The following is a 14,910-nucleotide window of genomic DNA, read 5'->3' as shown; positions in this document are numbered from 1 at the left end:
GCGGGCTGCGGCCCCTGAACGTGATCAGTCGCCGGAGCCTCCGAGCATGGTCCGGAGCAGGCTGGTTTGAGCCTCGCGCTCACGGGCGAGCTGTCCGTGCCGGTCGCCGGCCACCGCCCCGCGCAGCAGCGGCTTGAGAGCGCGCAGGGCTGGCTCCGGCGCGGCCAGCAACGCCTCGACGAGTGAGGCCGTGGCCTCCTCGAGGTCGGCTGCCGGCGCGAGCGAGCCGACGAGCCCGATGCTGTGGGCCTCGGGCGCCGACACCTTGCGTCCCGTCGCGCAGATCTCGAGGGCGCGGGCGTAGCCGACCAGGTGGACGAGCGGCCCGGTGCCGCCGAGGTCGGGCACGAGCCCGAGGCTCGTCTCCCGCATCGCGAACCACGCGTCGAGTGCCGCGATCCGCAGGTCGGCAGCCAGCGCGAGCTGGAAGCCGGCGCCGATGGCGTAGCCGTGCACCTGGGCCACGACGACCGCCGGGCACTCGCCCCACGCGGTGAAACCCTCCTGGTAGGTCGCGATGCCCCGCTGGACGGCCTCTGCACCTCCAGCGGCGAGCTGGGCCACGCTCTCCTCGCCCGGCACGCCCTCAGGGGTGAACATGGCCGTGTCGATCCCGGCGGAGAAGGCGTCACCAGCCCCGCGGAGGACGACGACGCGTACGTCCTCGGGGACCGAGCGCGCCTCGTCGGCGAGCGCGGCCCACAGCGAGGGGGTCTGCGCGTTGCGCCTCTCCGGGTGGTCGAGCGTGAGGGTGCGGACGGGCCCGTCGGTCTCGACGATGAGGTGGGGATGCGTCATGGACGCAGGTTACCCGTGGGTCACGCCAGCGTCCGGAGCGATCAGGCTGCGGCCGACCCCACCGCCGGCGTCGGCAGGACGACCCGGAGGATGCCCCACCCGCTGACGGAGGCCGGCTGCACGAGCTCGACCCGGAAGACGCGCGCACAGTCCAGGCACGACCACGCTGCGGTCGGGTCGGGGAACGGTGTCACGTCATCGCCCGAGCAGAACGGGCAGGCGAGGTGGTGGTCGGTCGGCATGTCGTCCAGTGTCGCGAGGCACCACGGAAGATACAATAACCGTCCATTATCTGAGCCAAAGCGTTTGCTTATGCATGACTGCCCGTCGACTCACTGCCCCAGGGCACCGATCGCTCGCGCCACGACGAGCAGCGACGTGAGCAGTGCTGCCGTCGCCTCGAGGCCCATGAGCGCCTTGGCGCGAGGCGTCAGGGGCATCGTGTCTGTGGGGCTGAAGGCGCTCGAGTTCGTGAGCGACACGTAGAGGTAGTCGATGAACTCCGGCCGCCAGTTGGTCCGCTGGCTCGATGTCGCGGCCACCTCGATGACCGTGTCCTGGTTCTCGTCCTGGGAGAAGCGCCAGTCCGCCGCCGGCAGCCGGTCCCGGGCGAGGGTGTGGCGTGACACGGGCCCTCCTCGGTCGAGCTCCCAGAAGAGCAGACCGAATCCGATGACGTTGGTCAGCCAGACCTGCATGCCGGCCAGCAGGAGCGGCATACCGCCCGGCTTCGCCGAGGCGAGGGCGCGCACGAGCATGCCCAGCGCCACGAGGTTCGCCGCGATGACCACGCACGCGAGGGCGATCGACAGGCCACGGGACCACCGTGTCTGGCGCACCATCCGTCGCGGGTTTGTCACGAGCAGGGCGCCGAGCAGCACGAGCTCGACCACCGGGATCGCGAGGCGAGGACCGACGAGCAGGCCCTCGGGCAGCACGGCATACGCGAGCGCCGCGACCACTACTGCGAGGGCGGGCCACAGGCGGTTCTCCCCCGCGCTCGACCGCGTCTCGCGCCGACGTCGTCCTCGCCGCTCGGATGTCATGGCGACAAGGTAGCGCCGGCGGCTGGACGAATCGGTCAGGCGAGCGAGATGAGGTCCTTGTAGTCGGGACCCCACAGGTCCTCGACGCCGTCGGGCAGGAGCAGGATGCGCTCGGGCTCGAGGGCGTCGACCGCTCCCTCGTCGTGCGTCACGAGGACGACGGCTCCCTCGTACGTCTTGAGCGCGCCGAGGATCTCCTCGCGCGACGCGGGGTCGAGGTTGTTGGTGGGCTCGTCGAGGAGGAGCACGTTGGCGGCCGACACGACGAGCAGCGCGAGCGACAGGCGCGTCTTCTCCCCGCCGGACAGCACGCCCGCCGGCTTCTGCACGTCGTCACCGGAGAAGAGGAACGAGCCGAGCACCTTGCGGACCTCGGTCTCGCCCAGCTCGGGGGCGGCCGACTTCATGTTCTCGAGCACGGACCGGGTGACGTCGAGGTTCTCGTGCTCCTGGGCGTAGTAGCCGAGGCGCAGCCCGTGCCCGGGCTCGACCTCGCCCGTGTCGGGGGTGTCGACCCCGGCGAGCATCCGCAGCAGGGTCGTCTTGCCGGCGCCGTTGAGCCCGAGCACGACGACCTTGCTCCCCCGGTCGATGGCCAGGTCGACGTCGGTGAAGACCTCGAGCGAGCCGTACGACCGTGACAGCCCGGAGGCTCGCAGGGGCGTCTTGCCGCAGGCGGCGGGTTTCGGGAAGCGCAGCTTGGCGACCTTGTCCTGGACGCGCTCGCTCTCGACGCCGGCGAGGAGGCGCTCCGCGCGCTTGGCCATGTTCTGGGCCGCGGTCGCCTTGGTCGCCTTGGCGCGCATCTTGTCGGCCTGCGCGAGCAGGGCGCCGGCCTTCTTCTGGGCGTTCTGCAGCTCGCGGCGACGACGCTTCTCGTCGGTCTCGCGCGACTGGAGGTAGGTCTTCCAGTTGACGTTGTAGACGTCGAGCGCCGAGCGGTTGGCGTCGAGGTGGTAGACCTTGTTGACGACCGCGTCGAGCATCTCGGCGTCGTGGCTGATGATGATGAGCCCGCCCTTGTAGGCGCGGAGGTACTCTCGCAGCCAGACGATCGAGTCGGCGTCGAGGTGGTTCGTCGGCTCGTCGAGGAGCAGGGTCTCGTTGCCGGAGAAGAGGATCCGCGACAGCTCGACGCGGCGGCGCTGTCCGCCGGACAGCGTCTTGAGCGGCTGGCCGAGGATGCGCTCGTCGAGGCCGAGGGCGCTCGCGATGGACGCGGCCTCCGACTCGGCGGCATAGCCGCCCTGGGCCTCGAACTCGACCTCGAGGCGGGTGTACTTGCGCATCGCCTTGTCGCGCACCTTCTCGTCGTCGCTGCCCATCCGGGCCTCGGCCTCGGAGCGCTCGCGGACGATGGTGTCGAGTCCGCGGGCCGAGAGGATGCGGTCGCGGGCGAGGATCTCGAGGTCCCCGGTGCGGGGGTCCTGCGGGAGGTAGCCGACGGCGCCGGTGCGAGTCACGGTGCCCGCGGCGGGCTGCCCCTCGCCGGCGAGGACCTTCGTCAGGGTGGTCTTGCCCGCACCGTTGCGCCCGACGAGACCGATGCGGTCGCCGGAGTCGATCCTGAAGCTGGCGTCCTCGACGAGCAGGCGCGCTCCCGCACGCAGCTCGATCCCGGTGGCGACGATCACGGCATTCCTCCTATCGGTGCCGCACTACGTCAGCGGCCGGACAACCCCACCAGTCTAGGAGCCGCGAGGGGGTGCTCTCGACGCGTTATCGCTTCGGCGGCCTGATGGCACGCAGCGCAGTCGCAGGTGCGCGAGGCGTGCATCGTGCCCGCGTTGCGCTGGGATCCGGGTTGCCACAGGGGTTCGCGAATGCCGTGTGGCGAGCTCGTCGTGGGCAGCAGGGTGGGCGTGGGGTCGGGGTCGGGCACACCGGCGCGGCAGCACCGGCACGGCGTGTAGCCGCCGTTGCCGGACTCGTGCCAGGGCTGCTGGTGGGTGCAGCTGCGGCACAGGTGGACGAGGACGCTCACCGGCGCCAGCCCTCGGGCGCGACTGGCATGAGGACGGAGAAGCCGGCGCCGTTCCCACGGATCGCGAGCGGGCGCAGGGGACCGTCGAGCACCAGGGTGGGACGCGGTCCCGCCACGGCGAGCGCCTCGTGGAGGAACTCCGGGTCGACGAAGACATCCGCGCTGCCGGCGTCGTCCGACGGCGCGAGGTGCACGGAACCGTCGCGCACGACGAGGCCGACCGATCGCAGCTCGAGCGGCAGCAGTGCCGGCAGCCCCGCTGCGTCCACGGGGTCCCGGCTCGGTTCCGAGGCGACGATGCTCCGGTAGTCGGGGAACGAGCCCGGGACGACCGGGGTCGCGAGCAGCTCGCCGTCGACGACCACCCCCACCCGACCGGGCCCCACCTCGACCACCACCTCGGCGTCCGGGTCCGCGCGCGCACAGGCCTCGGCGACCCGGTCCGCCCAGCTGACGGGGACGACAGCGGTCACGGGCTCGGTCGGCAGGTCGACGTGCCCGCCGAGCGCCGGGGCCCACCCGACCGCGAGGCGGTAGCGGTCGGTCGCGACCCACCGCACCTCCCCGCTGCACAGCTCGACGAGGATCCCGGTCAGCACGCGCAGGTCGACCCCGCCGGGCGCACCGGCCACCGGCTCCCCCGGTGCGACGGCGAACCGGACCGATCTCATGGCTGCGACGAGGTCGGCGGCGCGGACCGCGACCCGGCGGCCCGCTCCCCCGCCTCGCCCGCCTCGCCCGCCTCGCTCGCCTCCGCCTGCTCCCCTGGCGTCGCGCCCGGCGCCCTCGGCGAGGAGCGCCAGGGTCCGCACGATCTCCCGCCGGGCGTCCGCGAGGCCGTCCACGAGCCGCTGCTCGTGTGCGGCGACGACGTCGGCCGCCGCACCGGACGCCCCGAGGGCGTCCTCGTCGAGCACGAGCGCCACCTCGGCGAGCGGCATGCCCACCCGGCGCAGCGACGCGAGCAGGCGCGCGGCGCGGACCTGCGCGACGGCATACCTCCGGTAGCCCGTCACGGGGTCGACGTCGGCGGGCACGAGCACCCCCTCGCGGTCGTAGAAGCGCAGGGCGCTCGCGGTGAGGCTGCTGCGACGGGCGACCTCACCGATCGTCAGGCGGTGGTCCGGCTCGGGCACGGGGTGGGCGGGCATGAGGAGAAGACTGGGCCCTCGACCGGGTCGAAGGTCAAGACCCCGTCGAGCCCGCACGCGGCGGTGGCGGGCGAGGGCGTATGCCGGGTGGCGGGCGAGGCGAGTCGGCCGCACCGTCGCGCTCGGGTAGCGTGAGCCAGCGTGAACTCGCCCATCTCCGTCCGTGACATCACTGCAGCCGAGCACCTCGCGTGGCTGCGGACCCAGCCGTCGGCGAGCTTCCTCCAGACGCCCGCGTGGGCCGACGTGAAGAAGGACTGGCGTTCCGAGTCGGTCGGCTGGTTCGAGGGCGACGAGATGGTCGGCGCCGCGCTGGTGCTGCACCGCTCGCTGCCGCGGATCAAGCGGTCGCTGGCGTACGTCCCCGAGGGGCCGGGCATCGACTGGTCCTCGCCACGGCTCGTCGAGCTGCTCCGCGCCCTGCGTGACCACCTCAAGGCCAAGGGTGCCTTCGCGCTGCGTGTCGGACCACCCGTCGCGACGCACCGCTGGGGCACGGCGACGATCAAGGAGGCCATCGCCGACCCGGCGATCCGTCGCTACGACGAGGCGGCCCCCGACGTCGTCGAGCCGGTGGGGACGGCCGTCGTCGCCCAGCTGGAACGACTGGGCTTCCGGCACCTCAGTCCCGAGGACGGCTTCGCCGCCGGGCAGCCGGAGTACGTCTTCCAGGTGCCGCTCGCGGGACGCACCGAGGCCGACGTGCTCGCCGGGATGAACCAGCTGTGGCGCCGCAACATCAAGAAGACCGTCAAGAACGGCGTGAAGGTGCGCGTCGGTGACGCCACCGACCTGCCTGCCTTCCACCGCACCTACGTCGAGACCGCCGAGCGCGACCGGTTCACCCCGCGCGGGCTCGCGTACTTCGAGCAGATGTATGCCGCCCTGGCGTCCGAGGACCCGGAGCGGATCCGCGTCTACCTCGCGGAGCACGACGGCGACGTCCTCGCCGCGACGATCTTCATCCGCGTCGGCGAGCACGCGTGGTACTCCTACGGCGCGTCGTCGGCGGCCAAGCGCGAGCTCCAGGGGTCGACGGCGATCCAGTGGCGGATGATGCAGGACTCCCTTGCTGCGGGCGCTGCGGTCTACGACCTGCGTGGCATCACGAACACCGTCGACGAGGCCAACCCCCACATCGGCCTCATCCGGTTCAAGGTGGGCACGGGCGGCGAGGCCGTGCGGCTGGCCGGCGAGTGGGACCTGCCGCTGAATCGCTTGCTCTACAAGGCTTTCGACCTCTACATGAAGCGGCGGTGACGCATCGTGTCCTTCGTCCTGCACGTCGACGGTGAGCGCTGGCGCGCCGGTCACGACCGCTTCGTCGCCGACCACCCCGGCGTCGTCCCGGTGATCAAGGGCAACGGCTACGGCTTCGGCCGCGACCTGCTGTGCGCCGAGTCCACCCGGATGGGCGTCCCGATGGTCGCTGTCGGCACGTATGCCGAGGTCCCTTCTGCCCTGGCCGAGTTCGGCGGCGACGTGCTCGTCATGGAGCCCTTCCGGGCGGCCATCCACTCCGGGCAGCCCCAGGTCGCCGACCGTCGCCTCATCCACACGGTGACGAACCACGCCGATGTCTCGAGCCTCCGGGGTGTCTTCGGCGATGCGCGGGTCGTCGTCGAAGGCCTGACGTCGATGAACCGCTTCGGGGCCCCTGCTGCCGACGTCGCCGAGCTCGCGGGGTCGGCGGACGCCGTCGGCGTGACGCTCCACCTGCCGCTCGGCACCGGTCACGTCGAGGAGATCGCGGGCTTCATCGCCGCCGTCCCCGGCGTGCTCACGTGGTTCGTCTCGCACGTCTCTGCAGCCGAATTGGGCACTCTCGCAACGCGATTCCCAGAGCATGAGTTCCGCCCACGCATCGGCACCGACCTCTGGTATGCCGACAAGGGCTCCTACGAGGTGCGCGCGCACGTGCTCGACGTGCGGCCGGTCAGCAAGGGCACGCGCGTCGGCTACCGGCAGCGCGCCATCGCCGCCGGGCAGCTCGTCGTCGTCAGTGGCGGCACGTCGCACGGTGTCGCCATGGAGAGCCCGTCGTCGGCCGCGACGGCCCGGTCGCGGGCGATCGCGGTCACCGAGGGCGTCCTCGAGGCGGCCCACCGGGTGCGGTCGCCGTTCACGGTGTCCGGGGTGATGCCGCGCTTCGCGGAGCCGCCGCACATGCAGTGCAGCCTCATCGTGCTTCCCGAGGGCGTCACTCCCCCGCAGGTCGGCGACGAGGTGACGGTCCGGATGCGGCTGACCACGACCACGCCGGACGCCGTCGTCGTCTCCTGACCCCAGAGGGACCTGCCCGGCCGGTAGGCACGCCCGGGCAGACTGACCGGAACGAACCGCCGAAACGGGGCGGAACGCATACCTCAGGCACCTCGCTCCGGCCGGTCCGCCCGCACGGCCCTGCCAAGCGGGCACCATGTCGGTGTGAAGCTCACGATCTCCCGGCTCGCCGACCGGCCCGATCTCGCCGAGGCCATGTGGACCATGCCCAGCTCGTGGCCGGAGTTCATGCGGCACGACCCCATCGGCGGCCTCTACTACGGCAACGTCGAGACCCGTTTCGCCGAGTTCGTCCTCATCGCGCAGGACGACGCTGGCGAGGTCGTCGCGGTCGCCCACTCGATCCCCTTCGAGCAGGGCGACGGCGCGCTGCCCGAGAACGGGTGGGACTTCGTCATCCGCAACGGTCTGCTGACCAGCCTGCACGGCCGCCAGCCCGACACCGTCTCGGCGATCGAGATCGCCGTCCGGCCGGACCGCAAAGGGCAGGGGCTGTCCGGGCAGATGCTCGCGGCGATGCGCGAGAACGCGGCCCGGCACGGGTTCGCCACGCTCGTCGCCCCCGTCCGACCCAACGGCAAGGACGACGTCGACGAGCCGATGAGGACGTATGCGTTCCGGGTGCGCGAGGACGGTCTGCCGGTCGACCCGTGGCTGCGGGTGCACGTGCGGGCGGGCGGCCGCATCCACGCGGTGGCCCCCCGCTCGATGGTCGTGCCCGGCACCCTCGAAGAGTGGCGGGAGTGGACCGGGCTGCCGTTCGACCGGACCGGACCGGTCCGCGTGCCTCGAGCGCTCACCCCGGTGCACTGCGACCTCGAGCACGGGGTGGCCGTCTACGTCGAGCCCAACGTCTGGGTCGTGCACCCGACCGGGGCCGGTGGTGCCCGCGGGGGCGGCAACGACTAGACAGGGGTGGTGCACAGCGACCCGATCGACCACTTCGTCCACGTCCGCGGCGCCGCGGAGCACAACCTCAAGACGGTCGACGTCGACCTCCCGCGCGACGCCATGGTCGCCTTCACGGGTGTCTCTGGGTCGGGCAAGTCCTCGCTCGCCTTCGGCACGCTCTACGCGGAGGCACAGCGCCGCTACTTCGAGTCGGTCGCGCCCTACGCCCGCCGCCTGCTCCAGCAGGTCGGTGCGCCGCACGTGCAGGAGGTCACCGGGCTGCCGCCCGCGGTGGCGCTGCAGCAGCGCCGTGGCGCACCGAGCTCGCGCTCGACCGTGGGCACGCTGACGACGCTGTCGAACCTGCTGCGGATGCTCTACTCGCGCGCCGGCAGCTACCCCGAGGGCACTCAGCGTCTCGAGGCGGAGGCGTTCTCGCCCAACACCGCGGCCGGGGCGTGCCCCGAGTGCCACGGCCTCGGCGAGGCGCACGACGTGGCCGAGGACCTGCTCGTGCCGGACCCGTCGCTCACCGTCCGCGAGGGCGCGATCGCCGCGTGGCCGGGCGCCTGGCAGGGCAAGAACCTCGTGCGGGTCACGCGAGCCGTCGGCATCGACGTCGACGTGCCGTGGCGCGACCTGCCGAAGAAGGACCGCGACTGGCTGCTCTACACCGACGAGCAGCCGCGGGTGCTCGTCGACCGGAAGGGCGAGCCCGACGACTCGACGGGCCGCGACTACCACGGCACCTTCTGGAGCGCCCGCAAGCACGTCCGCCACACGCTCGCCGACACGAAGAGCCAGATGATGCGCGACAAGGCGCTCCGCTTCGTCCGCAGCGTCAGGTGCCCGGCCTGCGGCGGCACGGGGCTGCGGCAGGACGCTCTCGCGGTGACGTTCCGCGGGCTCAGCATCGCGGAGGCGAACGCGCTGTCGTTCACCGACCTCTCGGCCCTGCTGCGACCCGTGGCCGAGCTGACCGAGGCCGGTCCGGCCACGTCGTCGGCCACGTCGGGCGAGGCCACCGAGGTGGCGGTCCGCCTCTGCACCGACCTCGTCGAGCGCGTCGCGGTGCTGCTCGACCTCGGCCTCGGTTACCTGTCTCTGGGGCGGAGGTCGACGACGCTCTCCCCCGGTGAGGCCCAGCGCCTGCGCATCGCGACCCAGCTGCGCTCGGGGCTCTTCGGCGTCGTCTACGTGCTCGACGAGCCGTCGGCCGGGCTCCACCCGGCCGACGCCGAGCCGCTGCTCGGGGTCCTCGACGCGCTCAAGCGGTCGGGCAACTCGCTCTTCGTCGTCGAGCACGACCTCGACATCGTGCGGCGCGCCGACTGGGTCGTCGACATCGGCCCGGGCGCCGGCGAGCAGGGTGGTCAGGTGCTCTACTCCGGCCCGGTCGAGGGGCTCGAGCAGGTCGAGGCGTCGGTCACCGGCCAGCACCTCTTCGGCCGCGCCGAGGTCTTGCAGCCGCACGAGCGCACGCCGCAGGGCTGGCTGCACCTGCGCGGCGTCAGCCGGCACAACCTCGATGCCCTCTCGGTCGACGTGCCCCTGTGCGTCCTCACCGCCGTGACCGGCGTCTCCGGGTCGGGCAAGTCGACGCTCGTGACCCAGGTGCTCGCCGAGCTCGTGCGCCGGCACCTCGGCCAGGCCCCCGACGACGCCGAGGAGACCGAGCTCGAGATCGACGTCGACGACGCGACCGGGCTCGAGTCGTTCGACCGCCTCGTTCGCGTCGACCAGCGCCCGATCGGACGCACGCCGCGCTCGAACCTCGCGACGTACACCGGCCTCTTCGACGCCGTGCGGAAGCTGTATGCCGCCACCCCCGAGGCGCGCGAGCGCGGTTACGGGCCGGGACGCTTCTCCTTCAACGTCGCCGAGGGCCGCTGCGAGACGTGCCAGGGCGAGGGGTTCGTGTCGGTCGAGCTGCTCTTCCTACCGGGCACGTATGCACCGTGCCCGACCTGCCACGGCGCCCGCTACAACGCGGAGACGCTAGAGGTGACCTACGACGGCAGAAACATCGCCGACGTGCTAGGCCTCACCGTCGACGAGGCGGCCGACTTCCTCGCCGACGTGCCCGCCGCCGCCCGGAGCCTGCTGACGCTGCGCGAGGTCGGCCTCGGCTACCTCCGCCTCGGGCAGCCGGCCACCGAGCTGAGCGGCGGCGAGGCGCAGCGGATCAAGCTCGCGACCGAGCTGCAGCGGGCCCGCCGTGGCCACGCGCTCTACCTCCTGGACGAGCCGACCTCCGGGCTGCACGCGGCCGACGTCGCGCTGCTGCTGCGTCAGCTGCACGCGCTCGTCGACGCCGGCAACACGGTCGTGCTCGTCGAGCACCATCTCGACACCATCGCCAGCGCCGACTGGGTCATCGACCTGGGCCCAGGCGGCGGGGACGAAGGCGGTCGCGTCGTGGCGGCTGGCACTCCGGAGGAGGTCGCACGGGTCGAGGGCAGTGCCACGGCGCCCTACCTGGCCAGACGGCTCTCGTCTCGCGAGGATCGTCGCTAGGGGGCGAGCTCAGTGGGTTCGGCGGCCCGGGGCCGGGACGAGGTAGACGGGAACCGGCGCCGAGCGGACGATCTTGGAGGCCCGGGAGCCGAGAAAGAGCCGGGCGGCCGGGGCCGATGAGCTCGGACCGACGACCAGAAGGTCGCCGTCGCTCCATTCGACGTCCCAGATCGCCTTGCTCCAGGACACACCCTCACCCACCACGAGCGATCGCGCGAGACGGTCACCCAGACGGCCGGCGTCGGCCGCCTCCACCTGCTTCAGGAGGGCATCCTTCAGGCGCTTCACCCACCGGTCGACGACGAGCTCGTCGGCCGACTCCTCCACCCCGCCGTAGAACCTCCGGGGAGGCCGGACGGCGAACGACACGACCCGCACTCCCGCGCCGAGCGCCTCGGCCAGTCGCGCCCCCACGACAGCCACGTGCCCCGCACCCTTGGATCCCCCGTAGCCGATGTTGACCCGGCGGACGCGTGCCGTCGCTCCGGCGCGATAGCCGCGCGGGGCGAGGAGCACCGGCAGCGGTGCGGAGTGCACGAGCCGGTCGGTGACGCTGCCAAGTGAGATCCGGCCGAGGGGGCCCTTGGTCGACGAGCCGAGCACGATGGCGGACGCGTCGACGTCGGCCGCCAGCTCGAGCAGGCCGCCGGGGATCGACGACGCCTGACGCACCTCGAAGGACGCCTCGACGCCGGTCGGCAGACTCGTTCTGGCCTGGTCGAGGACGGCGCGCCCCCAGTCCGTGAGCGGACCGACGTAGTCACCGTCGATGAAGTCCGGCACCCCCGCCGCATGCGGGGTCGTGACGACGACGGCGACGACCAGCGGCTCGCCGGTGGAGCGCGACAGCACGCCCGCCAGCTCGAGAGCCGAGGTGCCGCTGTCCTGGGCGGTGAAGGCGACGACGATCGTCATCGATCACACCTGCGCGACCAGCGAGGCCGCCTCGACGTGGGTCACCGGCACCCCGAGCTCGGCCGCGCGGTCGACGACCTCGAACCGTTGCCACACCGACTCGGCGGCGGGAAGCGTCACGATGACGATCTGGTCGGGATCGAACTGGCGCACCGCCGTGCGCAGGGCACGCAACGGCCGGTAGTCGCCGATGCCTCCGGAGGCGTCGAGATGGTGCGCCGTGAGCGCTTCGAGCGTCCGGTCCAGCCGCCCCTGCGCCGCCTCGGTCGTCGCATCCCGGACCGACACCGCGCCGTGGGTCGACGCCGTGCCGGTCTCCACCGCGCTGGCCGGGACACAGACGTAGTACGTCGCCTTGCCCATCGCGTCGATGCGCTGCAGCTCCCCGATCAGCTCGTCGGCCTCGAGCGTCTGGTTCGCCAGGACGAGCACGCGGCGCGCCTCGCCGGTCTGCGCGGGGGCAACCCGCTCGGGCAAGCGGGCGATGCGGGCCCGGTTGATGAAGAAGAGGACGAGGACGACGGCGAACGACACGAGGCTCAGCACCAGCTGGATCCGCACGTCCTCGGTCAGTCCCATCTGGACCAGCACGAGCACGATGCCCAGGGTCGTGATCACGGAGAGCGCCGGGAACCACCACATCTTCACCTTGAGCGTCGACGGGTCGGCCCGGTAGCGCAGGATGATCTGCGAGATCGCGATGAGGAGGTAGACGAAGAGGATCACGGCGCCGGACGAGTTGAGCAGGAAGGAGAACACGGTGTCGGGCGAGACGGCCGCCATGATCACGGCGAGGAAGCCGACGACGGACGAGGCCAGGATGGCGACGACCGGAACGCCGCGCGAGTTGACCGACACCATCGAGGCCGGAGCCTCGCGTCGAGCCGCCAGGACGAAGAGCATCCGGGAGGCGGTGTAGAGGCCGGAGTTCAGGCACGAGAGGACCGCGGTGAGCACGACGGCGTTCATCACGTGGTCGGCATACGGGATGCCCATCTCCTTGAACGCCGCGACGTACGGGGACGCCTCGAGCGTGGCGGAGTTCCACGGCAGGATGACGCAGAGCAGGAAGATCGAGCCCACGAAGAAGATCGCGATGCGGGTGATCACCGAGTTGGCGGCCTTGGAGACGGCCCGCTCCGGGTCGTTCGACTCCGCTGCCGCGATCGTGGCGATCTCGGCGCCGACCATCGAGAAGATGACCGTCACGACCCCCGCCGTGATCGCCAGCTTGCCGTTCGGGAAGAACCCACCGTGTGCGGTGAGGTTGCTGAAGTCGAGGTTGGCATTGGGCCAGATCCCGAGCACGAACAGCCCACCGCAGACGAGGAAGACGATGATCGCGCCGACCTTGATCCCCGCGAACCAGAACTCGAACTCGCCGAACGACGAGACCGAGATGAGGTTGGTGCCCGTCATGAGGAGCATGAGGACGAGGCTGAGCACCCAGGTCGGCACGCCCGGGAGCCAGAAGTTGAGCACCTTGGCCCCGGCCACGGCCTCGAAGCCCACGACGATGACCCAGAAGTACCAGTACAGCCAGCCGACGGAGAAGCCGGCCCAGTCGCCGAGCGCCTTGCGGGAGTAGTCGGCGAACGAGCCCGTCGACGGGTTGGCCACGGCCATCTCGGCGAGCATCCGCATCACCAGGATGATGAGGACACCGCACAACGCGTACGTGAGGAACGCGCCCGGTCCGGTGTCGTGGATGACCGTTCCCGACCCGACGAACAGGCCGGCCCCGATCACGCCGCCCATGGCGATCATCGTCAGCTGTCGCTGGTTGAGCGTCTTCTTCAGCTCGGGACCGGCGCCGGACACGTCAGGCCCCCGGAGACGTGATGGGCGGACGGCAGGATTTCACGTGACGAGACATGGACGTATCCCTCTCGATCGGTCCGAAGTGGCAGTGCTCCCCCTCGACGATCTGCCCAAAGTAGCCACAGTGTGGTGATCTGTCTATGCCGGGTCCAACCTCGCGGCGTCTGTGTCTTGCCCCCGAATGACTCACGGGGGCAACGGTCCTCGTCGTCCGGATCCGGTGCACCTGAGTCCGGGACGGTGGCTCACCACGGGCAACGACTCTCTCGCCGCACCTGCGGCATACGTTCCGCCCGTTCACCCACCTTCGTGAGAAAGCAGGGCGAGGAAACGCTCTGCGTCGCGACACTAACTGGTCCCCGCGGCACACTGGGTTGATGGTCATATCGCCCCGGCGGAGCCGGTGGACGAACCTCGCGCTCCTCGTGCTCCTGGCGGGTTCCTTCGTGACCGGCTGGGTGGCCTTCGGAGTCGAGGGCTGGCCTGGATCCAGGACAGTGAGCTGGGTCCACGGCGTCCTGGGCCTCGGCATCCTGGTGCTCGCCCCGTGGAAGAGCGTGATCGTCAGACGCGGCTTACGCCGTCGCCGCAGGCACGCGGTGGCGGTCGCGTTCGCGATTGCCGTTGCGGTCAGCTTGCTCGCCGGAATCGTGCACGCCACGCTCGGTCCGCTTCAGGTCGCCGGGTTCAATGTGCTCGCCGTGCACGTCGCGGCCGCAGTGGCAGCCGTACCACTCGCTCTGCGCCATGTGGTCCTCCGACGGCAGCGGGTCCGCGCGACCGACCTGTCTCGACGAACGGCGCTGCGGGCGATCGCCGTCGCCGGCACCGCCGCACTGGCGTACGCGGCTCTGGAGTCCGCTACGTCGCTGGCCGGGCTCGCTGGGGCACGACGCCGTGCAACCGGGTCCTACGAGCTCGGGTCGGGGCAACCCGCCTTGATGCCCGTCACGCAGTGGTTCACCGACGATGTGCCCACCATCGACCCGGCGGCCTACGAGCTGCAGGTCGGCCGACCCGGCGAGGGAACGCTGCGGATCTCCCACGACGACCTGCTCGCGATGACCAGCACGACCCGGTCGGCCGTCCTCGACTGCACCGGCGGCTGGTGCGCCGAACAGACCTGGCGAGGCGTCCAGCTCGACACGCTGCTCGGCCCCCACACCTCCGGATCGATTGCGGTGCGTTCGGTGACTGGCTACACCAGACGCTTCCCCTCCGAGGACGCTCCCACTCTGCTGCTCGCTACGCACGTAGGAGGCATACCGCTCTCGCCCGGCCATGGAGGGCCCGTCAGGCTGGTCGCCCCCGGACGCCGTGGCTTCTGGTGGGTCAAGTGGGTCCAGCACGTGAGTCTCGAATCACAGCCCTGGTGGTCGCAGTCGCCGTTCCCTCTCCAGTGAGACACCCCCGGCCGCCGCAGCGACACATCGAGACCGCCAAGCGTGCCGAGACCCGAAGCCGACGCATCGAGCAGTTCGTCGCCAGGCTCGCGCGGGGAGAA

12 protein-coding genes and 1 pseudogene are annotated in these 14,910 nt (G+C 71.5%); 6 read left to right on the top strand and 7 right to left on the bottom strand.

Features of this window, described 5'->3' with window-relative positions; all coding sequences use genetic code 11:
* Window positions 1-24 precede the first annotated feature (24 nt).
* From AC1DIW_RS16275 to AC1DIW_RS16255, 5 genes are all read right to left on the bottom strand, one after another.
* Complete coding sequence (locus tag AC1DIW_RS16275) at window positions 25-798, bottom strand: enoyl-CoA hydratase/isomerase family protein (protein ID WP_478109447.1); 774 nt, start codon at window positions 796-798, stop codon at window positions 25-27.
* A gap of 41 nt (window positions 799-839) precedes the next feature.
* On the bottom strand, window positions 840-1,040 hold the full coding sequence (locus AC1DIW_RS16270) for a hypothetical protein (RefSeq protein WP_478109445.1): 201 nt from the start codon (window positions 1,038-1,040) through the stop codon (window positions 840-842).
* A 90-nt stretch (window positions 1,041-1,130) separates the two neighbouring features.
* Window positions 1,131-1,844, bottom strand: coding sequence for a hypothetical protein (locus AC1DIW_RS16265; RefSeq protein WP_478109443.1), 714 nt, complete (start codon window positions 1,842-1,844; stop codon window positions 1,131-1,133).
* 35 nt (window positions 1,845-1,879) lie between these two features.
* Window positions 1,880-3,478, bottom strand: coding sequence for an ABC-F family ATP-binding cassette domain-containing protein (locus tag AC1DIW_RS16260; RefSeq protein ID WP_478109441.1), 1,599 nt, complete (start codon window positions 3,476-3,478; stop codon window positions 1,880-1,882).
* Window positions 3,479-3,824: 346 nt separating this feature from the next.
* The gene (locus tag AC1DIW_RS16255) at window positions 3,825-4,979 is read right to left on the bottom strand and encodes a DNA polymerase III subunit beta family protein (protein ID WP_478109439.1); all 1,155 of its coding nucleotides are present in this window, start codon (window positions 4,977-4,979) and stop codon (window positions 3,825-3,827) included.
* A 141-nt stretch (window positions 4,980-5,120) separates the two neighbouring features.
* Here AC1DIW_RS16255 and AC1DIW_RS16250 point away from each other — a divergent pair, with 141 nt between their 5' ends.
* From AC1DIW_RS16250 to uvrA, 4 genes are all read left to right on the top strand, one after another.
* Window positions 5,121-6,239 carry a lipid II:glycine glycyltransferase FemX gene (locus AC1DIW_RS16250; RefSeq protein ID WP_478109437.1) on the top strand — a complete coding sequence of 373 codons (1,119 nt, stop codon included), beginning with the start codon at window positions 5,121-5,123 and terminating at the stop codon, window positions 6,237-6,239.
* A 6-nt stretch (window positions 6,240-6,245) separates the two neighbouring features.
* Entirely contained in the window at window positions 6,246-7,262 is a 1,017-nt protein-coding gene (locus AC1DIW_RS16245) for an alanine racemase (RefSeq protein ID WP_478109435.1), read from the top strand.
* 144 nt (window positions 7,263-7,406) lie between these two features.
* Window positions 7,407-8,171, top strand: coding sequence for an N-acetyltransferase (locus AC1DIW_RS16240; RefSeq protein WP_478109434.1), 765 nt, complete (start codon window positions 7,407-7,409; stop codon window positions 8,169-8,171).
* 9 nt (window positions 8,172-8,180) lie between these two features.
* The gene (uvrA, locus tag AC1DIW_RS16235; RefSeq protein WP_478109432.1) at window positions 8,181-10,670 is read left to right on the top strand and encodes an excinuclease ABC subunit UvrA; all 2,490 of its coding nucleotides are present in this window, start codon (window positions 8,181-8,183) and stop codon (window positions 10,668-10,670) included.
* Window positions 10,671-10,679: 9 nt separating this feature from the next.
* Here uvrA and AC1DIW_RS16230 read toward each other — a convergent pair whose 3' ends face one another.
* Window positions 10,680-11,585, bottom strand: coding sequence for a universal stress protein (locus tag AC1DIW_RS16230; RefSeq protein WP_478109430.1), 906 nt, complete (start codon window positions 11,583-11,585; stop codon window positions 10,680-10,682).
* 3 nt (window positions 11,586-11,588) lie between these two features.
* Entirely contained in the window at window positions 11,589-13,406 is a 1,818-nt protein-coding gene (locus AC1DIW_RS16225) for an amino acid permease (RefSeq protein WP_442278120.1), read from the bottom strand.
* A 377-nt stretch (window positions 13,407-13,783) separates the two neighbouring features.
* On the opposite strand from AC1DIW_RS16225, the gene AC1DIW_RS16220 reads away from it, so the two are divergent.
* A complete protein-coding gene (locus AC1DIW_RS16220; RefSeq protein ID WP_478109429.1) occupies window positions 13,784-14,809 on the top strand; it encodes a molybdopterin-dependent oxidoreductase in 1,026 nt (341 codons plus the stop codon).
* Window positions 14,734-14,895, top strand: a pseudogene (locus tag AC1DIW_RS16215) (YdeI/OmpD-associated family protein); the annotation flags it as partial. The gene AC1DIW_RS16220 and the pseudogene AC1DIW_RS16215, both read left to right, overlap by 76 nt.
* Window positions 14,896-14,910: the final 15 nt, after the last annotated feature.

The organism is Terrabacter sp. 01T434, assembly GCF_056398545.1.
The sequence above is the reverse complement of the archived record's forward strand: the minus strand, read 5'-3'. Positions and strand labels throughout refer to the sequence as shown.